This is a genomic window from Streptomyces sp. NPDC056480 (genome assembly GCF_042795405.1).
Lineage (GTDB): Bacteria > Actinomycetota > Actinomycetes > Streptomycetales > Streptomycetaceae > Streptomyces.
On the sequence record NZ_JBHTSA010000088.1, the window covers coordinates 1 to 22,498 of the forward strand.

20 protein-coding genes and 1 pseudogene are annotated in these 22,498 nt (G+C 73.3%); 13 read left to right on the forward strand and 8 right to left on the reverse strand.

Annotated features, from left to right (window positions below):
- From ACFQ79_RS29615 to ACFQ79_RS29630, 4 genes and pseudogenes are all read left to right on the forward strand, one after another.
- Positions 1-116 (forward strand): annotated as a pseudogene (locus tag ACFQ79_RS29615) (4-hydroxy-3-methylbut-2-en-1-yl diphosphate synthase); the annotation flags it as partial.
- Between the two features lie 124 nt (positions 117-240).
- Complete coding sequence (locus tag ACFQ79_RS29620) at positions 241-1,086, forward strand: GNAT family N-acetyltransferase (protein WP_383589202.1); 846 nt, start codon at positions 241-243, stop codon at positions 1,084-1,086.
- Positions 1,087-1,114: 28 nt separating this feature from the next.
- Positions 1,115-1,660, forward strand: a complete 546-nt coding sequence (locus tag ACFQ79_RS29625; RefSeq protein ID WP_383589204.1) for a GNAT family N-acetyltransferase — start codon at positions 1,115-1,117, stop codon at positions 1,658-1,660.
- 69 nt (positions 1,661-1,729) lie between these two features.
- Entirely contained in the window at positions 1,730-3,430 is a 1,701-nt protein-coding gene (locus ACFQ79_RS29630; RefSeq protein ID WP_383589206.1) for a proline--tRNA ligase, read from the forward strand.
- Positions 3,431-3,501: 71 nt separating this feature from the next.
- On the opposite strand, the gene ACFQ79_RS29635 is transcribed toward ACFQ79_RS29630, so the two are convergent.
- From ACFQ79_RS29635 to ACFQ79_RS29650, 4 genes are read right to left on the reverse strand one after another with little or no spacing between them, the layout of a single operon-like run.
- Positions 3,502-4,461 carry a slipin family protein gene (locus tag ACFQ79_RS29635; protein WP_383589208.1) on the reverse strand — a complete coding sequence of 320 codons (960 nt, stop codon included), beginning with the start codon at positions 4,459-4,461 and terminating at the stop codon, positions 3,502-3,504.
- 45 nt (positions 4,462-4,506) lie between these two features.
- A complete protein-coding gene (locus ACFQ79_RS29640) occupies positions 4,507-5,406 on the reverse strand; it encodes an aminoglycoside phosphotransferase family protein (RefSeq protein ID WP_383589211.1) in 900 nt (299 codons plus the stop codon).
- A gap of 31 nt (positions 5,407-5,437) precedes the next feature.
- On the reverse strand, positions 5,438-5,854 hold the full coding sequence (locus ACFQ79_RS29645) for a ferritin-like domain-containing protein (RefSeq protein WP_383589213.1): 417 nt from the start codon (positions 5,852-5,854) through the stop codon (positions 5,438-5,440).
- A complete protein-coding gene (locus ACFQ79_RS29650; protein ID WP_383589215.1) occupies positions 5,851-6,417 on the reverse strand; it encodes a hypothetical protein in 567 nt (188 codons plus the stop codon). The genes ACFQ79_RS29645 and ACFQ79_RS29650 overlap by 4 nt, the downstream gene beginning before the upstream one ends.
- A gap of 179 nt (positions 6,418-6,596) precedes the next feature.
- On the opposite strand from ACFQ79_RS29650, the gene rimP reads away from it, so the two are divergent.
- The 9 genes from rimP to ACFQ79_RS29695 all read left to right on the forward strand — a co-directional run bounded on the left by rimP (position 6,597) and on the right by ACFQ79_RS29695 (position 18,463).
- Positions 6,597-7,103, forward strand: a complete 507-nt coding sequence (rimP, locus tag ACFQ79_RS29655) for a ribosome maturation factor RimP (RefSeq protein ID WP_187622977.1) — start codon at positions 6,597-6,599, stop codon at positions 7,101-7,103.
- Positions 7,104-7,105: 2 nt separating this feature from the next.
- On the forward strand, positions 7,106-8,101 hold the full coding sequence (nusA, locus tag ACFQ79_RS29660; protein ID WP_266969787.1) for a transcription termination factor NusA: 996 nt from the start codon (positions 7,106-7,108) through the stop codon (positions 8,099-8,101).
- Positions 8,102-8,175: 74 nt separating this feature from the next.
- Positions 8,176-8,457 carry a YlxR family protein gene (locus tag ACFQ79_RS29665; protein ID WP_383589216.1) on the forward strand — a complete coding sequence of 94 codons (282 nt, stop codon included), beginning with the start codon at positions 8,176-8,178 and terminating at the stop codon, positions 8,455-8,457.
- A gap of 146 nt (positions 8,458-8,603) precedes the next feature.
- Entirely contained in the window at positions 8,604-11,714 is a 3,111-nt protein-coding gene (gene infB, locus ACFQ79_RS29670) for a translation initiation factor IF-2 (protein ID WP_383589218.1), read from the forward strand.
- A gap of 148 nt (positions 11,715-11,862) precedes the next feature.
- Positions 11,863-12,156, forward strand: coding sequence for a DUF503 domain-containing protein (locus tag ACFQ79_RS29675; RefSeq protein ID WP_189830993.1), 294 nt, complete (start codon positions 11,863-11,865; stop codon positions 12,154-12,156).
- Between the two features lie 31 nt (positions 12,157-12,187).
- Positions 12,188-12,628 carry a 30S ribosome-binding factor RbfA gene (gene rbfA, locus ACFQ79_RS29680; RefSeq protein ID WP_030322427.1) on the forward strand — a complete coding sequence of 147 codons (441 nt, stop codon included), beginning with the start codon at positions 12,188-12,190 and terminating at the stop codon, positions 12,626-12,628.
- On the forward strand, positions 12,625-13,524 hold the full coding sequence (truB, locus tag ACFQ79_RS29685; protein WP_383589221.1) for a tRNA pseudouridine(55) synthase TruB: 900 nt from the start codon (positions 12,625-12,627) through the stop codon (positions 13,522-13,524). Before rbfA ends, truB begins: the two co-directional genes overlap by 4 nt.
- Before the next feature lie 225 nt (positions 13,525-13,749).
- Positions 13,750-17,463 carry a trypsin-like peptidase domain-containing protein gene (locus ACFQ79_RS29690; protein WP_383589223.1) on the forward strand — a complete coding sequence of 1,238 codons (3,714 nt, stop codon included), beginning with the start codon at positions 13,750-13,752 and terminating at the stop codon, positions 17,461-17,463.
- Between the two features lie 31 nt (positions 17,464-17,494).
- Complete coding sequence (locus ACFQ79_RS29695; RefSeq protein WP_383589225.1) at positions 17,495-18,463, forward strand: bifunctional riboflavin kinase/FAD synthetase; 969 nt, start codon at positions 17,495-17,497, stop codon at positions 18,461-18,463.
- Between the two features lie 90 nt (positions 18,464-18,553).
- Here the strand turns inward: ACFQ79_RS29695 and ACFQ79_RS29700 are convergent, their stop codons facing one another.
- The 4 genes from ACFQ79_RS29700 to ACFQ79_RS29715 are packed head-to-tail and all read right to left on the reverse strand — an operon-like array spanning position 18,554 to position 22,495.
- Positions 18,554-19,564: an ABC transporter ATP-binding protein gene (locus ACFQ79_RS29700; RefSeq protein WP_383589227.1), complete on the reverse strand. Its 1,011-nt coding sequence runs from the start codon at positions 19,562-19,564 to the stop codon at positions 18,554-18,556.
- Complete coding sequence (locus ACFQ79_RS29705; protein ID WP_383589229.1) at positions 19,561-20,526, reverse strand: ABC transporter ATP-binding protein; 966 nt, start codon at positions 20,524-20,526, stop codon at positions 19,561-19,563. The genes ACFQ79_RS29700 and ACFQ79_RS29705 overlap by 4 nt, the downstream gene beginning before the upstream one ends.
- The gene (locus tag ACFQ79_RS29710) at positions 20,523-21,437 is read right to left on the reverse strand and encodes an ABC transporter permease (protein ID WP_383589230.1); all 915 of its coding nucleotides are present in this window, start codon (positions 21,435-21,437) and stop codon (positions 20,523-20,525) included. Before ACFQ79_RS29710 ends, ACFQ79_RS29705 begins: the two co-directional genes overlap by 4 nt.
- Positions 21,434-22,495 carry an ABC transporter permease gene (locus ACFQ79_RS29715; protein ID WP_383589231.1) on the reverse strand — a complete coding sequence of 354 codons (1,062 nt, stop codon included), beginning with the start codon at positions 22,493-22,495 and terminating at the stop codon, positions 21,434-21,436. The genes ACFQ79_RS29710 and ACFQ79_RS29715 overlap by 4 nt, the downstream gene beginning before the upstream one ends.
- Between the last annotated feature and the right edge of the window lie 3 nt (positions 22,496-22,498).

Consider the following 22,498-nt stretch of genomic DNA (forward strand, 5'->3'; position numbering starts at 1 on the left):
CCGTCCCCGAGTCGAAGATCGTCGAGACCCTCATCGAAGAGGCCCTCAAGATCGCCGAGCAGATGGAGAAGGACGGCGTCGCCAGCGGCGAACCGTCCGTCGCCGTCGCGGGCTGAACATCCCCCGAAGCCCCCTCCTCCCTCCGGGGAGGAGGGGGCTTCGTCGTGCGGGGAGGACCCCGCCACAGGCGAGAGGGGTAAAGTGCGGAGACCACGTAGAACCGTACGGTGAGGCCCCCACGTGCTGACACAACCCGCCACCCGGGTCCTCGAACCCGCCGACCTCGGCGCCGCACTCGCCGTTCTGGAGAGCGCCCCCGTCGAGAACGCCTTCGTGACCGCCCGCGTCCAGGTCGCCGGGCTCGATCCCTGGCGGCTCGGCGGCGAGATGTGGGGCTGGTACAGCGAGGGGCGGCTGCGGTCGCTCTGCTACTCCGGTGCCAACCTCGTGCCGCTCTGCGCGACGCCCGAGGCCGTGCGCGCCTTCGCCGACCGGGCCCGCAGGACCGGCCGCCGCTGCTCCTCGATCGTCGGGCCCGCCGAGCCCACCACCGAGCTGTGGCGGCTCCTGGAGCCCAGCTGGGGCCCCGCGCGCGACGTCCGGGCCCGGCAGCCGCTGATGGTCGCGGAGGAGCCCTCCGCGACCGTCGCGCCCGACCCGCTCGTGCGCCGCGTCCGCAAGGACGAGATGGAGGTGATCATGCCCGCGTGCGTGGCCATGTTCACCGAGGAGGTGGGCATCTCCCCGCTCGCCAACGACGGCGGACTGCTCTACCAGGCCCGGGTCGCCGAGCTCGTCGGCTCCGGCCGCTCCTTCGCCCGCATCGAGGACGGCAAGGTGGTCTTCAAGGCGGAGATCGGCGCCGCCACCCGCCAGGCCTGCCAGATCCAGGGCGTCTGGGTCGCCCCCGAGCACCGCGGCAAGGGCCTCTCCGAGACGGGCATGGCCGCCGTCCTCCAGTACGCCCTTGCGGACATCGCGCCCGTCGTCAGCCTGTACGTGAACGACTACAACACCCCGGCGAGGGCCTCGTACCGCCGTGTCGGCTTCCAGGAGACCGGTGCCTTCATGAGCGTGCTGTTCTGAGGCCCCGGCCGCTTGTAGGGTGCGCCGCATGGATGACGCAGAGGTCATGATCGGACCGGTCAATCTCGCCGCCCGGGTGGACGAGGCCCTCGCCGTGCAGGCGGTCGCCTTCGGCCTGGACGCGGACGAGGTCGCCGTACGCCGCCACATCGTGCTGCGCCACCTGCTGAACCCCGGCGCCCGCGCCTACGGGGCCACCACCGCCGAGGGGAAGCTCGTCGGATTCGTCTACGGGATGCCCAACGACCGAGGCCACTGGTGGTCCACCGTCGTCGAGTCCTATCTGCGCGCCACCGGCACCGTCGACTGGCTCGACGACTCCTTCGTGATCACCGAACTCCACGTCCACCCGGCCCACCAGGGGCGCGGTGTGGGCCGCGAGCTGATCACCACCATCACCGACGAGTCCGCCCAGCCGCGCTCGATCCTCTCCGCGATCGACACCGACAGCCCGGCCCGCGGCCTCTACCGCTCCCTCGGCTACGAGGACCTCGCCCGCCAGGTGCACTTCCCGAGCGCGGTCCGCCCGTACGCCGTCATGGGCGCGTCCCTGCCGCTCAAGCGCCGGAACTGATTTCTCCGACCCGGGGAGGCCCGGCTAATCTCGGGGCCATCATCCTTACCCGGCAGGAGTACGAGAACCATGGCCAACGCACCGGTCCAGCGCATGTCCCAGTTGATGGCGAAGACGCTGCGCGACGACCCGGCCGACGCCGAGGTCCTCAGCCACAAGCTCCTCGTCCGCGCCGGCTACGTGCGCCGCACCGCCGCCGGCATCTGGAGCTGGCTGCCCCTCGGCAAGAAGGTCCTCTCCAACATCGAGCGCATCGTGCGCGAGGAGATGGACGCGATCGGCGCCCAGGAGGTCACCCTCCCCGCGCTGCTGCCGCGTGAGCCGTACGAGGCGACGGGCCGCTGGGACGAGTACGGCGCCGAGCTCTTCCGCCTCCAGGACCGCAAGGGCGGCGACTACCTCCTCGGCCCGACGCACGAGGAGATCTTCACGCTCCTGGTCAAGGACCAGTGCTCCTCGTACAAGGACCTGCCGGTCATCCTGTACCAGATCCAGAACAAGTTCCGCGACGAGGCCCGCCCCCGCGCCGGCATCCTGCGCGGCCGCGAGTTCCTCATGAAGGACTCGTACTCCTTCGACACGGAGGACGAGGGCCTCGCCCGGTCCTACGCGCTGCACCGCCAGGCCTACCAGCGGGTCTTCGAGCGCCTCGGCCTCGACTACCGCATCGTCGCGGCCACCGCCGGCGCCATGGGCGGCTCGAAGTCCGAGGAGTTCCTGGCCCCGGCCGAGGCCGGCGAGGACACCTTCGCCGACTGCCCCAACTGCGACTTCGCGGCGAACACCGAGGCGATCTCGTACGAGCTCAAGCCGGTCGACGGCTCGGCCGTCGCGGCCGCCGAGGAGATCCCCACCCCGGACACCCCGACCATCGAGACCCTGGCCGCCTCCCTCGGCGTCCCGGCCTCCGCCACGCTGAAGAACCTCCTCGTGAAGGTCGACGGCGAGATCGTCGCCGTGGGCGTCCCCGGCGACCGCGAGGTCGACCTGGGCAAGGTCGAGGAGCACTTCGCCCCGGCGACCGTCGAGATGGTCACCGAGACCGACTTCGCCGAGCGCGCCGACCTCGTACGGGGCTACGTCGGCCCGCAGGGCCTGGAGAAGGTCACGTACATCGCCGACCCGCGCGTGGCGCCGGGCACCGCGTGGATCACGGGTGCCAACAAGGACGGCACGCACGCGAAGAACGTCGTCGCCGGCCGTGACTTCGAGGTCGAGGAGTACGTCGACGTCGTCGTCGTGCAGGAGGGCGACCCGTGCCCCACGTGCGGCACCGGCCTCAAGCTGGACCGCGCCATCGAGATCGGCCACATCTTCCAGCTGGGCCGCAAGTACGCCGACGCCCTCAAGCTCGACGTCCTCGGCCAGAACGGCAAGCCGGTCCGCGTGACCATGGGCTCGTACGGCATCGGCGTCTCGCGCGCCGTCGCCGCCCTGGCGGAGCAGACGGCCGACGAGAAGGGCCTGTGCTGGCCGGCCGAGGTCGCCCCGGCCGACGTCCACGTCGTCGCGGCGGGCAAGGCCCTCCAGACGGAGCTGGCCCTCGAGGTCTCCGACAAGCTGTCCGCCGCGGGTCTCCGTGTGCTGGTCGACGACCGCGCGGGCGTCTCGCCCGGCGTCAAGTTCACCGACGCGGAGCTCATGGGCGTCCCGAAGATCCTGGTCGCCGGCCGCCGCTCGGCCGAGGGCGTCGTGGAGCTGAAGGACCGCCGGACGGGCGACCGCGAGGAACTGACCGTCGACGAGGCGCTGGCCCGCCTGACCGCCTGACCGCGGGAGACATGAGGGAGGGGCGGGGGCCCGGGGCCCCCGCCCCTCCTGTCGTGCTGTCGTGGGGACGCTCAGGCGCCGTCCTCCGGCGATGCCGGGTCGACCGACGCCCCCGTCAGGTCGCCCACCGGCTCCACACCCTCCGCCGCGTGCGCCGCGCCCTTCAGATACGCGTCACTCACCGGCTTCGACGTGCCCGGCGGCGCGGCGGGCGCCTCGTTCACGGCGGCGGCGGGCGCCGCCGCAGGCGCCTCGCTCACGGCCGCGGGCCCCACCGTCGACCGTTCCAGGAAGCGCAGCAGCTCCACCGGGAAGGGCAGGACCAGCGTCGAGTTCTTCTCCGCCGCGACGGCCACCACCGTCTGCAGCAGCCGCAGCTGCAGCGCCGCCGGCTGGTCGGACATCACCGCGGCGGCCTCCGCCAGCTTCTTCGATGCCTGGAGCTCCGCGTCCGCGTTGATCACCCGTGCCCGGCGTTCCCGGTCCGCCTCCGCCTGCCGGGCCATCGAGCGCTTCATCGTCTCCGGCAGGGAGACGTCCTTGATCTCGACCCGGTCGATCTGCACGCCCCAGCCGATCGCGGGGGAGTCCAGCATCAGCTCGAGGCCCTGGTTGAGCTTCTCCCGGTTCGACAGCAGGTCGTCGAGATCGCTCTTGCCGATGATCGACCGCAGGGACGTCTGCGCCATCTGCGAGACCGCGAACTTGTAGTCCTCGACCCGGATCAGCGCCTCCGCAGCGTCGACGACCTTGAAGTAGACGACCGCGTCGACCCGCACCGTCACGTTGTCCCGCGTGATGCCCTCCTGCGCGGGCACGGGCATCGTGACGATCTGCATGTTCACCTTGTGCAGGCGGTCCACACCCGGAACGATCATCGTGAAGCCGGGCGCGCGCACGTCCTCGCGCAGCCGCCCGAAACGGAAGACGACACCTCGCTCGTACTGCTTCACGACCCGCGCGGCCACGCCCGCGTACACGGCGATCGCCGCGGCCGCACCGGCCGCCGCCACCAGCAGCTCTTCGATCATCACGGCCCCCTGGATTGAGCCGAACGGTACAGAAAGGGTATTCCCCTACAGCCAGCTCGCGAACTCCAGGAGCAGCTCGGCATCCTGCCGGCGCCCCGCCGTCAGCGCCCGCGTGCCCGACTCGACCGCGCGGAACAGCGTCCAGCCGCGCAGCCGCTCCCGGTCGAGGTCCAGGGAGTCCGCCAGCTTGTTGACCCGCCGCCGGGCCGCCGAGGCCCCCGAGGACGCGGCCACCAGATCCTCCACCCGGTCCCGGACGAGCCGGGCGAGGTCGTACGCCCGCTCGCCGACCAGCGGCTCGGGGCCCACGGCCAGCCAGGGCGTCCGGTCACCGCCGAGCACCTTGCCCTGCCGGAAGTTCCCGTGCAGCAGCACCGTCTCCGAGGCGCCGGACACCAGCTCCTCGCGTGCCGCGAGCGCCGCCGTCGTCAGCTCGGCGGTCGCCGACCCGGTCAGGTGGGGGACCATCGCCTCCGCCTGCCGGGCGGTCCGCTCGGCCACCGTCTCGAAGCCGTGCTCCGCCGCCGGCTCGACCCACAGCTTGCGTACGGTCCCGGCCGCCTCCAGGAGCGCCTTCGCCTCCGGGAGCGAACGCAGCGAGACCTCCGGGTGCAGCCGTTCGAGGACGAGCGCGCCCTCCGCGGCCTCGTCGAGGAGCTGGACCGCGCCCCAGCCGTTCCAGTGCGCGAGCGCGTCCCGCTCCAGGTCCGGCCGGGCGAACGCGGGCGCGATCTTGAGCGCGGCGGGGGAGCCGTCGGACCGCCGGACGAGCACGACCAGGCTGCTGCGTCCGCCGGGTGCCATCACCCGTTCGCTGTCCAGGGAGGCGCGGTCGAGCACCTGACCGGCGAGCTCGGGCAGTCTCCCGAGCCACTCGGCCGCCGCGGCGTCCCCGTACGTCTCACCGAGCGTCCTGATCAGTCGCTGCGGCGGTTCGAAACCCATGCGTACGTTGTTCCTTCGGTCGGGGCGGGGCTCAGACCCGCTCGGCGAGCCCAGGAAAGGTTACGTCGCTGCCGCGCCAGCGGACCGCGCGTACCGCCGCCTCCCGCAGCGCGGCGGCCGCCTCGCGGCGCCGAGCGCCCTCGGTGGCCCGGACGAGATCGGAGTAGACCCCGGCCACCCGGTCCTCCAGGACGGCCGCGAGCCGTACGGCGCCTGCCGGGTCCGCGACCCGGAAGGGCAGCTCGTACGCGGCCGCCGCCACCACCGGCGTGCCGCCGAGGTCGCGCACGCTCCGGCGCAGCGTGTCCCGGCGCGCCCGGTGCGCCTCGTACGCGGCGGTGGCCTCGGCCCGCCGTTCCGTACCGATCCGGCCGCCGACGACCCCGTACCCGTACACCGCCGCGTGTTCGGCGGCCAGCGCGGCCTGGGTCGCGTCGAGGGCGCTCATGCCCGGGCTCCTTCGGTCAGCAGATAGGCGTGGGCGGCGCCGGCGGCGGCCACGGAGGCCAGCAGCCGGGCGTACTCGGGCGGGGCGGTGACCAGGGCGGCGGTGTGGGCGTCGGAGGCCGCGCGTTCGGCCGCCGCGAGCTCCTTCAGGGCTGCCTCGGGGTCGGCCGCGACGGGCACGGGGGGCGGAGTGGGCCGCGCGGAGGCGGAGGCGCCGGCGGTGGCGGACGGCGACGGCGCGGCCGTCGCCGGGCGCACCGTCGTACCGCCCTCGCCGAGCGCCTTGGCGTGCGCCGCCACGGAGCGTCGCAGCGGGGTCAGCCGGGGCGCGAGGCCCGGATGGGCGGCGAGCGCCGCGTCGTAACGTTCCAGCAGGGTCCTGGAGGCGGTCACGGAGCGCAGTCGCAGCGCGGCCTCGGCGCGGGCCACCCGTTCGGCCTCGACCTCGGCCGCGCCGGGCTTCCGGGGACCCGGGTCCCCGGCGGCGGTGCAGCCCGGGAGCGCCGTCGCGGCGGCGGCCGCGATGCCCGCCGTCAGGAGTGCGCGCCTGCCCGTCGTCGTCACGCTCTCTCCCTCAGCCGTGGTACGTCGTCGAAGATCGTCGGGATCACCGCAGGCGAGCGTACCCGCGGGCCCCGGGGCGGTGGACGGCAACACCCTCCCGGACCGGATACCCTTTGGTCTGACACGCGAGGAAGACGCGACGAACCCACAACAGCACACGCGGCCGAGGAGTCACCCGGATGAGCACCACCCAGAGCGACAGGCTGCGCGGACTCGTGGAGCCGCTCGTCCACGCGAGGGACCTGGACCTCGAGGAGATCGAGGTGTCCCGGGCAGGCCGCCGCGGACTGCTGAGGATCGTCGTCGATTCGGACGAGGGCGTGGAACTGGACGCCTGTGCCGAGCTGAGCCGCGCGATCTCCGAGAAGCTCGACGAGACCGACGCGATGGGCGAGGGCGAGTACGTCCTCGAAGTCAGCTCCCCCGGCGCCGACCGCCCGCTGACCGAGCACCGCCACTACGTGCGGGCCATCGGCCGCCTCGCCAAGCTCCAGCTGACCACCGACGGCGCCGCCGAGGAACTGGTCGCGCGGATCCTGGCCGTGGACGAGGACGGCCTCGACCTCGAAGTGCCGGGCGTGAAGGGGCGCAAGCCCACCGCCCGCCGGGTCGCGTTCGCCGACATCGCCAAGGCGCGTGTCGAGATCGAGTTCAACCGCAAGGACAAGAAGGAAGAGGAGGCGTAGCCGTGGACATCGACGTGAAGCTGCTCAAGGGCTTGGCGAATGAGAAGGAGATCTCCTTCGACCTGCTGGTCGAGGCGATCGAGTCGGCCCTCCTCATCGCCTACCACCGCACCCCCGACGCCCGCCGCCACGCGCGTGTGGAGCTGGACCGGCTCACCGGTCACGTGACGGTGTGGGCGAAGGAAGACCCCTCCGATCTGGAGGAGGGCCAGGAGCCCAAGGACTTCGACGACACCCCGTCGGACTTCGGCCGGATCGCGGCGAGCACCGCCCGCCAGGTGATCCAGCAGCGTCTGCGGGACGCCGAGAACGACGTGACGTTCGGCGAGTACGCGCGCCGCGAGGGCGACGTCGTCGCCGGTGTCGTGCAGCAGGGCAAGGACCCGAAGAACGTCCTGGTCCGTCTGGACGACAAGCTGGAAGCCATTCTTCCGGTCCAGGAGCAGGTGCCGGGCGAGGACTACACGCACGGTCTGCGGCTGCGCACGTACGTCGTCCGGGTGGCGAAGGGCGTCCGCGGTCCGTCCGTCACCCTTTCGCGCACCCACCCCAATCTGGTGAAGAAGCTCTTCGCCCTCGAGGTGCCGGAGATCGCCGACGGCTCGGTCGAGATCGCGGCCATCGCCCGTGAGGCCGGTCACCGCACCAAGATCGCCGTCCGTTCCACCCGTTCGGGCCTGAACCCCAAGGGCGCCTGCATCGGCCCGATGGGCAGCCGCGTCCGCAACGTGATGGCGGAACTGCTCGGCGAGAAGATCGACATCGTCGACTGGTCGGACGACCCGGCCGAGATGGTGGCGAACGCGCTCTCCCCGGCGCGGGTGTCCCGGGTCGAGGTCGTCGACATGGCGGCCCGTTCCGCCCGGGTGACGGTGCCGGACTACCAGCTGTCGCTGGCGATCGGCAAGGAGGGCCAGAACGCCCGCCTCGCCGCGCGCCTCACCGGCTGGCGGATCGACATCCGTCCCGACACCGAGCCGAGCGGTCCCGAGGACTGAGACCGTTTTTGGCCAACAACTGTTCGATTCTTGCCCCAAACAGGTGAGGTCGGTACGGGGAGGTAGACTTAATCGTGTCTGGCCGGACGCATGCCCGCGCGTGCCCTGAGCGAACCTGTGTGGGATGCCGGGTGCGAGCGGCCAAGAGCGATCTGCTGCGGATCGTGGTGAACAAGGACGAGTGCGTTCCTGATCATCGCGGTACGCTGCCCGGCCGGGGTGCGTACCTGCACCCCGCCGTGGCTTGTCTCGACCTGGCGGTCCGCCGCCGAGCGTTGCCGAGGGCCTTCAGGGCCCAGGGCCCGCTCGACACGGCGGAACTACGTCACCACGTCGAACGGCCGGCACAGCAGTGAAGAAGTACGGCACGGAACACCGTGCGGTCAGGTACCTCGCGAGTTGGAAGTAGGTCGAGATTGCGATGAGCACTCGATGAGTACGCGATGAGTACGCCCATGAAGTAGCGACGGTCCGGCGGTAACCCGGACCTCAAAGGAGCGAAGTGGCTAAGGTCCGGGTATACGAACTCGCCAAGGAGTTCGGCGTGGAGAGCAAGGTCGTCATGGCCAAGCTCCAAGAACTCGGTGAATTCGTCCGTTCGGCGTCCTCGACGATCGAGGCGCCGGTCGTGCGCAAGTTGACTGACGCTTTGCAGGGTCCCGGCGGCAACGCCGGCAAGACCGCTGCCAAGCCCGGCGCGCCTCGTAAGGCCGCCCCCTCCAAGCCCGCGGCGCCTTCTCCGGCCGCCGCGGCACGTCCCGCTGCCCCCAAGCCCGGCGCTCCGGCCCCCAAGCCGGCCCCCGCCGCGCCTGCGGCGCCGGCTCCGGTCACTCCGGCCGCGCCCGCGAGCAGCACCCCCTCTCCGGCTCCGGCCGCCTCGGGCCCCCGCCCGGGCCCGAAGCCCGCGCCCAAGCCGGTCACCCCGGCTCCGGCCGCCCCCGAGTTCACCGCGCCCCCGTCGGCTCCCGCCGCCGGTCAGCGCCCGGGTGGCGCCGCCCAGGGACCCCGTCCCACCGGCGACCGCCCCGAGCGTCCGGCCCGTCCGGGTCAGGGCGCACCGCGTCCGCAGGGCCAGGGTGCCCCGCGTCCGCAGGGCCAGGGCGCTCCCCGTCCGGGCGGTGCCCGTCCGGCCGGCCCGCGTCCGGGCAACAACCCCTTCACCTCGGGTGGCTCCACCGGCATGGCGCGTCCGCAGACGCCCCGTCCCGGTGGCGGCGCTCCCCGTCCCGGCGGCCCCGGTGCCGCTCCGGGCGCCCCGCGTCCGCAGGGTGGCCCCGGCGGCGCTCCGCGTCCGCAGGGTCAGGGCGGCGCTCGTCCCACCCCCGGTGGCATGCCTCGTCCGCAGGCTCCCCGTCCGGGCGGCGCGCCCGGCGGTAACCGTCCCAACCCGGGCATGATGCCGCAGCGTCCCGCTGCCGGCCCGCGTCCCGGTCCCGGCGGCGGTGGCCGTGGTCCCGGCGGCCCCGGCGGCCGTCCGGGTGGTCCCGGCGGTGGCGGCGGCGGTCGTCCCGGCTTCGCCGGTCGTCCGGCCGGTCCCGGCGGTGGCGGCGGCGGCTTCGCCGGTCGTCCCGGTGGTCCTGGTGGCGGCGGCGGTCGTCCGGGTGGTCCCGGCGGCGGTGGCGGCGGCTTCGGCGGTCGTCCCGGTGGCTTCGGTGGCCGTCCCGGCGGTCCCGGTGGCCGTGGTGGCACGCAGGGCGCCTTCGGTCGTCCCGGCGGTCCCGCGCGTCGTGGTCGCAAGTCGAAGCGTCAGAGGCGCCAGGAGTACGAGGCCATGCAGGCCCCGTCCGTGGGCGGCGTGATGCTTCCCCGCGGTGGCGGCGAGGTCATTCGTCTGTCGCGCGGTGCCTCCCTCACCGACTTCGCCGAGAAGATCGGCGCCAACCCGGCGTCGCTCGTCGCGGTGATGATGAACCTCGGTGAGATGGTCACGGCCACGCAGTCCGTCTCCGACGACACGCTGACGATGCTCGGCGAGGAGATGAACTACCAGGTTCAGATCGTCTCGCCGGAGGAAGAGGACCGCGAGCTCCTCGAGTCCTTCGACATCGAGTTCGGCGAGGACGAGGGCGGCGAAGAGGCTCTGGTCTCCCGTCCGCCGGTCGTCACCGTCATGGGTCACGTCGACCACGGTAAGACCCGACTTCTCGACGCGATCCGCAAGACGAACGTCGTCGCGGGCGAGGCCGGTGGCATCACCCAGCACATCGGTGCCTACCAGGTGGGTACCGAGGTCAACGGCGAAGAGCGTCGCATCACCTTCATCGACACCCCGGGTCACGAGGCGTTCACCGCCATGCGTGCCCGTGGTGCGAAGTCGACCGACATCGCGATCCTCGTGGTCGCGGCCAACGACGGCGTCATGCCGCAGACGATCGAGGCGCTCAACCACGCCAAGGCCGCCGGCGTCCCGATCGTCGTCGCGGTCAACAAGATCGACGTCGAGGGTGCGGACCCGACCAAGGTCCGCGGTCAGCTGACCGAGTTCGGTCTGGTGGCCGAGGAGTACGGCGGCGACACGATGTTCGTCGACATCTCCGCCAAGCAGGGTCTGCACATCGACTCCCTGCTCGAGGCCGTCGTCCTCACCGCCGACGCCTCGCTCGACCTGCGGGCCAACCCGAACCAGGACGCGCAGGGCATTGCGATCGAGTCCCACCTCGACCGTGGTCGTGGTGCCGTCTCGACCGTCCTGGTCCAGCGCGGAACGCTGCGCATCGGCGACACCGTGGTGGTCGGCGACGCGTACGGCCGTGTCCGGGCGATGCTCGACGACAAGGGCAACAACGTCGAGGAGGCGACCCCGTCGACTCCCGTCCTGGTCCTGGGTCTCACCAACGTCCCGGGTGCCGGCGACAACCTCCTGGTTGTCGACGAGGACCGTACGGCCCGTCAGATCGCCGAGAAGCGCGCTGCGCGTGAGCGCAACGCCGCCTTCGCCAAGCGCGTCCGCCGGGTGTCCCTCGAGGACCTCGACAAGGTGCTCAAGGCCGGTCTCGTCCAGGAACTCAACCTCATCATCAAGGGCGACGCGTCCGGTGCGGTCGAGGCCCTCGAGGCCTCGCTGCTCCAGCTCGACGTCGGCGAAGAGGTCGACATCCGTGTCCTGCACCGCGGTGTGGGTGCGGTCACCGAGTCGGACATCGACCTGGCCATGGGCTCCGACGCCATCGTCATCGGCTACAACGTCCGTGCGGCCGGCCGTGCCGCGCAGATGGCGGAGCGCGAGGGCGTCGACGTCCGGTACTACTCGGTCATCTACCAGGCGATCGAGGAGATCGAGGCGGCGCTCAAGGGCCTCCTCAAGCCGGAGTACGAAGAGGTCGAGCTCGGTACGGCGGAGATCCGCGAGGTCTTCCGCTCGTCCAAGCTGGGCAACATCGCCGGTGTCCTCATCCGCTCCGGCGAGGTCAAGCGCAACACCAAGGCGCGCCTCGTCCGCGACGGCAAGGTCATCGCCGAGGACCTCACGATCCACGGTCTGCGCCGCTTCAAGGACGACGTCACCGAGATCCGCGAAGGCTTCGAGGGCGGTATCAACCTCGGAAACTTCAACGACATCAAGATCGACGATGTCATCGCGACGTACGAGATGCGCGAGAAGCCGCGCGCCTGATCGCGTCCGATCGCAGCAGTGAGCCGGGGCCGGTCGGCGGAAACTATTCCGTCGATCGGCCCCGGCCGTTGCGTGTACGGTTTCGGATGTCCCCGCCGAGTGGTCGGCGGGCACACCGAACCCGAACCGGCGGGACATCCGGACATACATGTATGTGGGGACACTGTCCTTCGATCTGCTCCTCGGCGACGTTCGTTCGTTGAAGGAGAAACGCTCCGTCGTCAAGCCGATCGTCGCCGAGCTCCAGCGGAAGTTCGCGGTGAGCGTGGCGGAGGTCGGCGGCCAGAACCTCCATCGACGGGCCGAGATCGGCGTCGCGATGGTGTCGGGGGATCCGGGACACCTCAGCGACGTACTGGACCGGTGCGAGCGGCTCGTCGCCGCGCGTCCCGAGGTGGAGCTGCTGTCGGTGCGCCGCAGGCTCCACACTGATGAAGACTGATGTTGAGCAAGGCAAAGAAGGAGAAGGACCAGTGGCCGACAACGCGCGGGCGAAGAAGCTGGCAGACCTCATCCGGGAGGTGGTCGCCGAGAAGCTGCAGCGCGGCATCAAGGACCCCCGCCTGGGCACGCACGTGACCATCACGGACACCCGCGTCACCGGCGACCTGCGGGAGGCCACGGTCTTCTACACGGTCTACGGCGACGACGAGGAGCGGGCGAGCGCCGCAGCCGGACTGGAGAGCGCCAAGGGCATCCTCCGTTCGGCCGTGGGCCGCGCGGCGGGGACCAAGTTCACCCCCACCCTGGCCTTCGTGGCCGACGCCCTCCCGGAGAACGCCAAGACGATCGAGGACCTCCTCGACAAGGCGCGGGCCTCGGACGCCCAGGTGCGGGAGGCGTCCTCGGGCGCCCACTTCGCGGGCGACGCCGACCCCTACAAGAAGCCGGGCGAGGACGAAGCCGCCGAATGAGCAACGCAGCACGCACTCCCGACGGCCTTGTCATCGTCGACAAGCCGTCGGGATTCACCTCGCACGACGTCGTGGCCAAGATGCGCGGGATCGCGAAGACCCGTCGGGTCGGCCACGCCGGCACGCTCGACCCCATGGCCACCGGCGTCCTCGTCCTCGGCGTGGAGCGGGCGACCAAGCTCCTCGGTCACCTCGCGCTGACCGAGAAGGAGTACCTGGGCACCATCCGCCTGGGCCAGACGACGATCACCGACGACGCCGAGGGCGAGATCACGGCCTCCGTCGACGCCTCCAAGGTGACCCGCGAGGGCATCGACGCGGGTGTCGCCGAGCTGACCGGCGCCATCATGCAGGTGCCGTCGAAGGTCTCGGCGATCAAGATCGACGGCAAGCGGTCGTACGCGCGCGTGCGCGGCGGCGAGGAGTTCGAGATCCCGGCCCGCCCGGTCACCGTCTCCTCCTTCCAGGTGTACGACGTGCGTGAGGCGACCGCCGAGGACGGCACCCCCGTCGTCGACCTGGTCGTCTCGGTCGTCTGCTCCTCCGGTACGTACATCCGGGCGCTCGCCCGGGACCTCGGCGCCGGCCTCGGCGTGGGCGGGCACCTGACCGCGCTGCGCCGCACCCGGGTGGGCCCGTACAAGCTGGACTCGGCGAAGACGCTCGACCAGCTCCAGGAGGAGCTCACCGTCATGCCGGTCGCCGACGCGGCCGTGGCGGCGTTCCCCCGGTGGGACGTCGACGAGAAGCGGGCCAAGCTGCTGCTCAACGGCGTCCGCCTGGAGATGCCGGAGTACCCGGCGGGTCCCGTCGCGGTCTTCGGGCCCGGCGGGACGCTGCTCGCGCTCGTGGAGGCCCAGCGGGGCAAGGCCAAGAGCCTCGCCGTCTTCGGCTGATCCGAGCGGTTCGGAGCTCATCGTCGGCTCACGGTGAGGGCGGGCACGCGTGCGTGCCCGCCCTCACTCGTCTCCCCCTTGTGTCTCCCCTGCGAGAGCCTGTCCTGCGGAACGCCGAAGAATCACCCGATCAGGGAGGCGCTCGGGGTGAAGGGGGGAGCGTCAGGGGGCGCGTTCCCCCCTCGTGGTCCTCCGTGTGATCACCGGCGACCTACCGTCGACCCCATGGGACGCGGGGACCTGGCGACGCTGGTGCGGATCTGCGATCTGGCGGGCCGGCCTCGCGGCACCGGATTCCTCGCCGACCACCACGGAACGGTCGTCACCAGTCACGAAGCCGTCGACGGGCTCAGCCGTGTCGTCCTGCACGCACCCGGCGACCGGACCTGGCTCGCCGAGACCGAGGCCGTCACCCCGCTCCCGGAGAGCGGCCTCGCGCTCGTACGGACCGAGGGCCTCGGCGTACGGCCGCTGCCGCTCGCGACCCGACCCGAGATCGAACCCGGCACCTACGTACGGATCGCCGCCCACGGCTGGCGCGAGGCGCGCGTGCTCGGCCCCACCGCCGTCACGTACACCGCCACCGATCGCTTCCACGCGCTCGCCGACGCCCTCGAACTCGCCATCGGCACCGAGGGCGCCGAGGCCCTCCGGCTCGGCGGACAGGCAGCCGGAGGCCCCGTCCTCGACGCCACCACCGGCACCGTCCTCGCCGTCCTCGGCACCGCCCTGCACGGCGACCGCCCGGCCGCCGGATACGCGGTGCGACTGCGCCCCGAAGGCCCCCTCACCGCCCTCCTCCGGCGCAACGCGACCACCGTCCCCGCCTACGGACCCGACCTCAACCTCGCCGGAATCCTGGAACTCACCGCCACCTCCACCGGCCCCGTCCGGGATCCCGACCCGTGGCCCGAACCGGTCGAACGCCCGGAGTGCGTCCGCGAGTTCACCCGCTTCACCGCGGGCGAGGCGCCGGTCCTCGCCCTCGTCGGCGCCCCCGGCACCGGCCGCACCACCGCCCTCGCCGCGCTCTGCGCCCGCCGCGCCCGGGGCGTCGCGCCCGCCCCCACCGTCCGGCTGCGCGGGGCCGACCTGCGCGCCGAGGACCGCTCGCTCGCCGAGGCCGTGGGCAGGGCACTCCGGCAGGCCGGCCGGATCGTCGCCGCCTCCGGGGCGCTCGGCGACACCAGCACCGCCACCCCCGAACGGGCCGCCGCCCTCGCCCACGAGGCGGGCCGCCCGCTCCTCGTCGTCCTCGACGGCCCCGAGGAGATGCCGCCGCACCTCGCCCACCGGCTCGCCGACTGGACGACCGCCACCGAGGACTGGCTCCGTGCCCACCACGTCCACCTCGTCACCGCCTGCCGTCCCGAGCACTGGGAACGCGCGGGCGCCCTCTACGGGCCGGGCGCACTGCACCGACCGGCGACGGGCCCCGAGGACGGCGCTCCCGACGGGCTGCCGGCCGCCCTCGTCCTCGGGCCGTACTCCGCGGCCGAGGCGCAGGCCGTACGCGAGGGGTACGGGCTCGGCGAGACGCACCTGGCCGAGGCCGACGCCCGCCACCCGCTGGCCCTGCGGCTGCTCGCCGAGGTGCGGGCCGCACTGCCGGCGGACGTCCCCGGACGGCCGGGCCGCGAGGAGATCTTCACCGCGTACCTCGACCTGATGTGCCTGCGGGTCGCCGTCCGGATCGCCGCGGGCTCCCGGCCCCTGCCCCCGGGGACCGCCGTACGCCGCCTGGCCGCCCGTGTCACCGGCCAGGTCCACGAGGCGGCCCGCCGCTGCCTCGGCCCCGGACACGGCGTCCTCGACCGGGCCTCCTTCGAGGAGCTCTTCCCCTGGCGGGAGGGCTGGGCCTCGGCGGTCCTCACCGAAGGCCTGCTCGTCCCGGCCGGTTCCGGCTACCGCTTCGCCCACGAGGAGCTGGCGGACTGGGTGCAGGCCGCCCACCTCGATCTGGACGGCGCCCTGGGGGCACTGCTCTCGCCGGGGCCGGGTTCTCCCGCCGGCCCCGGGGCGGCGGCCGGTCCCGCCGAGCTCGCCGGACCCCTCGCGCCGCCCGCCGTCCCCCGGCAGCGGACCCCCGACGAAGCGCCCCCGCCGGTCCCGCGCCACCGCATCGGCCCCGTCCTCCAGGCGCTCCTGCTGCTCCACCGGGAGCGCGGTCCGGCCGCCCTCGCCCCCCGGCTCGCCGTGCTCGCCGAGGCCCTCGGGCGGTACGCCGAGGAGGAGGGCGGAGCCTCCGGCGACGGGCCCTGGTGGGCCGCCCGGCTGTTCGGCGAGAGTGTGCGGCGGCTTCCGGACCCCCGGCCGTACCTCCCCGTCCTGCGGCTGCTCGCCGACCGGGTCGGGGCGGGCACCGGGCCGAATGGGGCAGCCGTCGGCCGGACCGACGCCCGCGGCGGGCGGCACGCGGTGTTCGCCGCGTTCGGGCCCGCCTTCTGGCTGGGGCTTCCGCTCGGGGAGGACGAGCGGATCGATCTGCTGCGGCGGCTCGTCCCCGCCGACCCACCGCCCGCCGACCCACCGCCCGGCGAGAACCGCGACGGGAGCCGCAGCGAGGGCCGCGACGAGGGCCGCGACGAGGGCCGAGACGAGAACAGAGACAAGAGCCGAGACGAGAGCCGAGTCGAGAGCCGAGACGAGAGCCGAGAAGAGGGCCCGGGCGAGGGCCCCTGCGGTGCGCGGGCCCTCGCCGTCGTCGAGGGGATGCTCGCCGCCGACCCCCGGGGAGTACAGCCACTGCTCTGCCGCTGGTTCGGCGACGACCGCGCCCTCCCCGCCGCCCCGGGCGCGACCGTCGCCACCGCCGCCCAGGCCCTGCTGCACACCCATCGGCGGCTCGCCGTCGACGATCTGTGCGAGGCGCTCGTCGCCACCGCGCACCCGCTCGCCGACGGCCTCCTCGCCGCCCTCGCCGAGGACGAGCCCGCCGCCGTCTGCCGGGCCGTCGACCGCTGGGCCCACGACGACGGCCGTCCGGAGCGACGCGTCGCGGCCGCCACGTACGGGCATCTCGTCGCCGGCCGCGCCACCCGCCCCGCCGACCGGGAACTCCTCCGCTTCGCCGCCCTGGCCCTGCTCGCCCGCCCCGGCGACCAGGGCCTCCACGGCGCCGCCCTCGGCCTGCTGATCCGCGACCCGCACACCCGGGACCGCCACCTGCCCCGCGCGCTCGCCGAGCCCCGGGTGCCCGCCGGCGCCCTCGTCGAGGCCCTCGCGGCCGACCCCGGACCGGTCCTCGCCGCGTTCGGGGCCCGCCTGGACGGCACCGGCGAGGCCCCCGCCGCAGCCCTGCGGGCGCTCGCCGACGTCGACACGCCCGCCCTCGCCCGCCGGGTGGCCTCCCTCGTCCGCGGATACGTCGCCCGCCACCCCGAGGGCGCCGGGCACGTGGCCGACTTCGTCGACCGGCGCCTCGAGTACGGCCCGGCCGCCCGAGCCGTCCTCCACCCGCTGGTCTCCGGCCTGATCCGGGGCCGTCCCGCGCGGGTCCGCAGCGCCCTCGCCCCCGTCCTCGCCGCGCCCGGAACCGGCGCCTCCCGGCATCTGCGGGCCGAACTCCTCGACGTGCTCCTGGAGCACGAGCGGTACGAGGCCGAGACGGGGGAGTTCACCGTCCTGGCCTCCCTCCTGGAGGCCGCGGCCGAGGACGCCGAGCGGCGCAGCGAGCCGCGCACCAGGGCGCTCACCCACCGGGTCGGCTCGCTGTGGGCCCGTACTCCGGAAGGCGCGGGACTGCTCGACGCGGCCCTCGCGGGACACCTCGGCGCGCGGCCCGCGTTCGCCACGCTGCTCGCCCGCTGGGCGGTCGGCGCCCCCGCCGACTGGGCGCCGCTGCTCGGTCCTGAGACCCTCCGGGCGCTGCGGAGCCACGGCACTTCCATGCCGATGCGAACCGACGGCCGTGGGCATGGCAGTCTTAGACCTGCGTAATCGGCGAACAGGCGGACGAGGAGCGGTCACAGTGCAGCGCTGGCGTGGCTTGGAGGACATCCCCCAGGACTGGGGGCGCAGCGTCGTCACCATCGGCTCCTACGACGGTGTGCACCGCGGGCACCAGCTGATCATCGGGCGGGCCGTCGAGCGGGCCCGGGAACTCGGCGTCCCCTCCGTGGTGGTCACCTTCGACCCGCACCCCTCCGAGGTCGTGCGGCCCGGCAGCCACCCGCCGCTGCTCGCCCCGCACCACCGGCGCGCCGAGCTGATGGCCGGCCTCGGCGTGGACGCGGTGCTCGTCCTGCCGTTCACCGCCGAGTTCTCGCAGCTGTCCCCGGCCGACTTCATCGTCAAGGTGCTCGTCGACAAGCTGCACGCGAAGGCCGTCATCGAGGGCCCCAATTTCCGCTTCGGCCACCGGGCCGCCGGGAACGTCGCCTTCCTGTCCGAGCTCGGCGGCACCTACGACTACGAGGTCGAGGTCATCGACCTGTACGTGAGCGGCACGGCGGGCGGCGGCGACCCCTTCTCCTCCACCCTCACCCGCCGGCTCGTCGCCGAGGGCGACATGGCCGGCGCCGGTGAGATCCTCGGCCGTCCGCACCGGGTCGAGGGCATCGTGGTCCGCGGCGCGCAGCGCGGCCGCGAACTGGGCTTCCCGACGGCCAACGTCGAGACCCTCCCGCACACCGCCATCCCCGCCGACGGCGTCTACGCCGGCTGGCTGACGGCCGACGGGGAGCGGATGCCGGCGGCCATCTCGGTCGGCACGAACCCGCAGTTCGACGGCACGGAGCGGACGGTGGAGGCCTATGCGATCGACCGTGAGGGCCTCGACCTGTACGGGCTGCACGTGGCCGTCGACTTCCTCGCGTACGTCCGCGGGATGCTGAAGTTCGACACCCTGGACGACCTGCTCGAAGCGATGGCCGGCGATGTGAAGCGCTGCCGGGAGCTGACGGAGGCGTACGACCTGGAGCACCCCCAGGCCGGCTAGCCCGTCGCCGTACGGTCGCCGGGCCCCGGTCGGCCGAGGGACGGGAGGCGCCCACCGCCTCCCGTCGGCCCGGACCACCGCCCCTTCGCCTCAGACCACCGCCCCCCGCGCCACCCAGTGGCAGGCCACCTCCTGCTCCCCGCCGCCGCCCAGGACCGGCAGGCTCGCGCCGCGGCAGCGATCCGCGACGGCCGTCGCCTCGCCCGAGGCGAGGACCTGGCAGCGGGCGTGGAAGCGGCAGCCGGACGGGATGCGCGACGGGTCGGGCGGCTCACCGGTCAGCACCACCGGGGCACCCCCGGACTCCGGAAGCACCGACAACAGCGCCTGGGTGTAAGGGTGCTGAGGCCGGGTCAGGACGGACTCCACCGTGCCGGTCTCCACGACCCGGCCCAGATACATCACCGCCACCCGGTCCGCGATGTTCCACGCGAGACCCAGGTCGTGCGTCACGACCAGGGCGGAGAGCCCGAGTTCGTCCCGCAGGCGCAGCAGCAGCGCCAGGATCTCGCCCCGCACGGAGGCATCCAGCGAGGCCACCGGCTCGTCGGCGACGATGAGTTCGGGATCCAGGACCAGCGCGCCCGCGATGACGACGCGCTGCCGCTGCCCGCCCGACAGCTCGTGCGGATAGCGCAGGAAGAAGCGCTCCGGCGGGCGGAGCCCGGCCCGCGCGAGAGCCCCGGCGACCGCCTCCCGCTCGTCCCCCGCGTATCCGTGGATCCGCAGCCCCTCCGCGACCGCGTCGTACACCGTGTGCCGGGGGTTCAGCGAGCCGCTCGGGTCCTGGAGGACCAGCTGGGCCCGCTTCCGGTACGCCTTGAGGGCCCCGGCGCCGTACCCGAGCGGCTTCCCGTCGAAGGAGACCGTCCCCGCCGTGGGCCGGACCAGGCCGAGGAGCGAGCGGGCCAGGGTCGTCTTGCCGCAGCCCGACTCCCCGACGAGGGCCACGATCTCGCCCGCGCCGATGTCCAGGTCCACCCCGTCGACCGCCCGCGCGGGCGGCGCGCCCCGCCGCCCGGGAAAGGTGACGTGCAGCCCGCGCGCCGACAGCAGTGACGCCGCCTCCGCCTCCGTACGCACGGCCGTCTCCGTACTCATGACGCGCTCCCCACATGGACGCAGGCGGCCCGGTGGTCGGTGCCCGCCTCCCGTAGCTCCAGATCGAGTTCGCCGCACGCGTCCACCGCCACCGGACAGCGCGGATGGAAGGTGCAGCCGCCCGGCAGGTCCGCCGGGTCCGGCGGATCGCCCGGCAGTCCGCGCGGCGCACGCCGGGACGCGAGGTCCCCGACGCGCGGGAACGCCGAGGACAGCGCCCGTCCATAAGGGTGCCGGGCTGACTCGTACACCGCCCGGGCCGGACCCTCCTCGACGACCCGCCCCGCGTACATCACGGCCAGCCGGTCACAGGTGTCGGCGAGGACGGCGAGGTCGTGGCTGATCATCAGGAGGCTGATGGACTGCTCGGCGACGAGCCGCTCGATCAGCCGCAGGATCTGCGCCTGGATCATCACGTCGAGCGCGGTCGTCGGCTCGTCGGCGACGATCAGCTGCGGATCGCAGGCCAGCGCCATCGCGATCATCACGCGCTGCCGCTGTCCGCCGGACAGTTCGTGCGGATAGGCGGCCGCGCGCGCGGCGGGCAGACCGACGTGTTCGAGCAGCTCGCCGGCCTTCCTGCGGGCCGCCGCCGGGGTCGCCCGGCCGTGGACGAGCAGCGGCTCGGCGATCTGGTCGCCGATCCGGTGCACGGCGTTGAGCGAGTGCATCGCGCCCTGGAAGACGATCGACGCCCCCGCCCACCGCACGGCCCGGAGCCGGCCCCACTTCATGGCGAGGACGTCGTCGCCGTCGAGCAGGATGCGGCCCTCGATCCGCGCCGACGCCGGAAGCAGACGCAGCAGCGCGAGGGCGAGCGTGGACTTGCCGCAGCCGGACTCGCCCGCCACACCGAGCTTGCGGCCCGGCTCCAGGGTCAGGTCGACCCCGCGCACGGCGGGCACGGCGGCCGCGCCCGACCCGTACGTCACCCTGAGGTCCCGTACCTCCAGGAGGCTCATCGCCCCACCCCCAGCTTCGGGTTGAGCACGGACTCGACGGCCCGGCCGCACAGGGTGAACGCCAGCGCGACCAGGGCGATGGCGATGCCGGGCGGGGCCAGGTACCACCAGTGCCCGGAGGAGACCGCGCCGGCCTCGCGGGCGTCCTGGAGCATGCCGCCCCAGGAGACGACCGTCGGGTCGCCGAGCCCGAGGAAGGCGAGGGTCGCCTCGGTGAGGATGGCGGTCGAGATGCCGAGGGTCGTCTGCGCGAGCACCAGCGGCATCACGTTCGGCAGCACGTGCCTGCTCATGACGTGCCCGTGGCCGCCGCCGAGCGCGGTGGCCCGTTCGATGTACGGGCGGGACTCGACGGCGATCGTCTGGGCCCGCACCAGGCGCGCCGTGGTCGGCCAGGAGGTCACCCCGATGGCGATGACGACCGTCCACATCGACCGGGACATGACGGTGGCGAGCACGATCGCGAGGACCAGGGTCGGCATCACCAGGAACCAGTCGGTGATCCGCATGACGACGGTCGAGAACCAGCCGCCGTAGTGCCCGGCGATGATCCCCACGAGGGCGCCGATGGCGACCGAGAGCGCCGCCGCGAGCAGTCCGACGAGCAGTGAGATGCGCGCTCCCCAGATCAGCAGGCCGAGCAGCGAGCGGCCGAACTGGTCGGTGCCCAGCGGGAACTCGGCGCTCGGCGACTCCAGGGCGGTGCCCGGGGCCTGCGTCACGGACTGCACGTCGGCGCCGACGGTCCACGGGGCGGTCAGCGCGAGCAGCGCGATGAGGGCGAGCCCGGCGAGGCCGAGGAGCCCGGCGCGATGGGTGCGGTACGCCTTCCAGAAGCGGGACACCGAGCTGCGGCGGCGTTCCCACCGCAGCGAGGCCGCCGACGGCGGCGCCGGCTCGGTCGTGGTCATCGGCCCACCCTGGGGTCGAGCAGCGGATACAGCAGGTCGGCGATCAGGTTCATCAGGATCATGGCCCCGGCGAAGACCACGAACAGGCCCTGGACGAGCGGCAGATCGGGCACGCTCAGGGCCTGGTAGAACAGCCCGCCGAGCCCCGGCCAGGAGAACACCGTCTCCACCAGGATCGAACCGGCGGCCACATGGCCCAGATTGATGAAGATCATGGTCACGGTCGGCAGGAGCGCGTTCGGCACGGCGTGCCGGCGCCGCACGTCGTCGTCGCGCAGCCCCTTCGCCCGCGCCGTCGTCAGATAGTCGCCGCCCATCTCGTCGAGGAGCGAGGAGCGCATCACGAGCAGGGTCTGCGCGTACCCGACGGCCACGAGCGTGACGACCGGCAGGACGAGATGGTGGGCGACGTCGAGGACGTACGCGAAGCCGGTCTCGCCCGTGCCCGACTCCATGCCGCCGGTCGGGAAGAGCCCCGGGACCGGGCCGATGCCGACCGAGAACACGATGATGAGCAGCAGCCCGAGCCAGAAGGAGGGCACCGACCACAGGGTCAGCGCGATCCCGGTGTTCAGCTTGTCGCCGAGCCCGCCGTGGCGCCAGGCCGAGCGGGTGCCGAGCCAGAGCCCGAGGGCGGAGTAGATCACCACGGCGACGCCGGTGAGCAGCAGCGTCGCGGGCAGCTTCTCCGCGATCAGGTCGCCGACCGGGGCGCGGAACTGGAACGAGGTGCCGAGGTCGCCGCTCAGGGCCTTGGCGCAGTAGTCCGTGAACTGCTGCCACAGCGGCAGATCGAGCCCGAACTGGCGCCGCAGTGTGGCGAGTTGTTCGGCGGAGGTGGGCACGCCGTGCGTCATCGCCTTCACCGGGTCGCCGGGGATGATCCGGAACAGGAAGAAGCTGGTGACGAGGACGGCGAAGAGGGAGACGAGCGCGCCGCCCAGCTTGCCCGCCGCGTGGCGGAGATAGCCGAGGGAGGAACCGGTGCGGGGTGCGCCGTCCGTGGCGCGGGCCTTTTCGGCCCGCACCACGTCGGCGGGGGTGCTCGCAGTCGTCACGGA

What these genes read in the sequence shown, in the direction of transcription:
- ACFQ79_RS29625 (WP_383589204.1), top strand. Translation starts at nt 1,115, where the DNA reads ATGGATGACGCAGAGGTCATGATCGGACCGGTCAATCTCGCCGCCCGG.
- ACFQ79_RS29630 (WP_383589206.1), top strand. Translation starts at nt 1,730, where the DNA reads ATGGCCAACGCACCGGTCCAGCGCATGTCCCAGTTGATGGCGAAGACG.
- ACFQ79_RS29635 (WP_383589208.1), bottom strand. Translation starts at nt 4,461, where the DNA reads ATGATCGAAGAGCTGCTGGTGGCGGCGGCCGGTGCGGCCGCGGCGATC.
- ACFQ79_RS29640 (WP_383589211.1), bottom strand. Translation starts at nt 5,406, where the DNA reads ATGGGTTTCGAACCGCCGCAGCGACTGATCAGGACGCTCGGTGAGACG.
- ACFQ79_RS29645 (WP_383589213.1), bottom strand. Translation starts at nt 5,854, where the DNA reads ATGAGCGCCCTCGACGCGACCCAGGCCGCGCTGGCCGCCGAACACGCG.
- rimP (WP_187622977.1), top strand. Translation starts at nt 6,597, where the DNA reads ATGAGCACCACCCAGAGCGACAGGCTGCGCGGACTCGTGGAGCCGCTC.
- ACFQ79_RS29675 (WP_189830993.1), top strand. Translation starts at nt 11,863, where the DNA reads ATGTATGTGGGGACACTGTCCTTCGATCTGCTCCTCGGCGACGTTCGT.
- truB (WP_383589221.1), top strand. Translation starts at nt 12,625, where the DNA reads ATGAGCAACGCAGCACGCACTCCCGACGGCCTTGTCATCGTCGACAAG.
- ACFQ79_RS29690 (WP_383589223.1), top strand. Translation starts at nt 13,750, where the DNA reads ATGGGACGCGGGGACCTGGCGACGCTGGTGCGGATCTGCGATCTGGCG.
- ACFQ79_RS29700 (WP_383589227.1), bottom strand. Translation starts at nt 19,564, where the DNA reads ATGAGTACGGAGACGGCCGTGCGTACGGAGGCGGAGGCGGCGTCACTG.
- ACFQ79_RS29705 (WP_383589229.1), bottom strand. Translation starts at nt 20,526, where the DNA reads ATGAGCCTCCTGGAGGTACGGGACCTCAGGGTGACGTACGGGTCGGGC.
- ACFQ79_RS29710 (WP_383589230.1), bottom strand. Translation starts at nt 21,437, where the DNA reads ATGACCACGACCGAGCCGGCGCCGCCGTCGGCGGCCTCGCTGCGGTGG.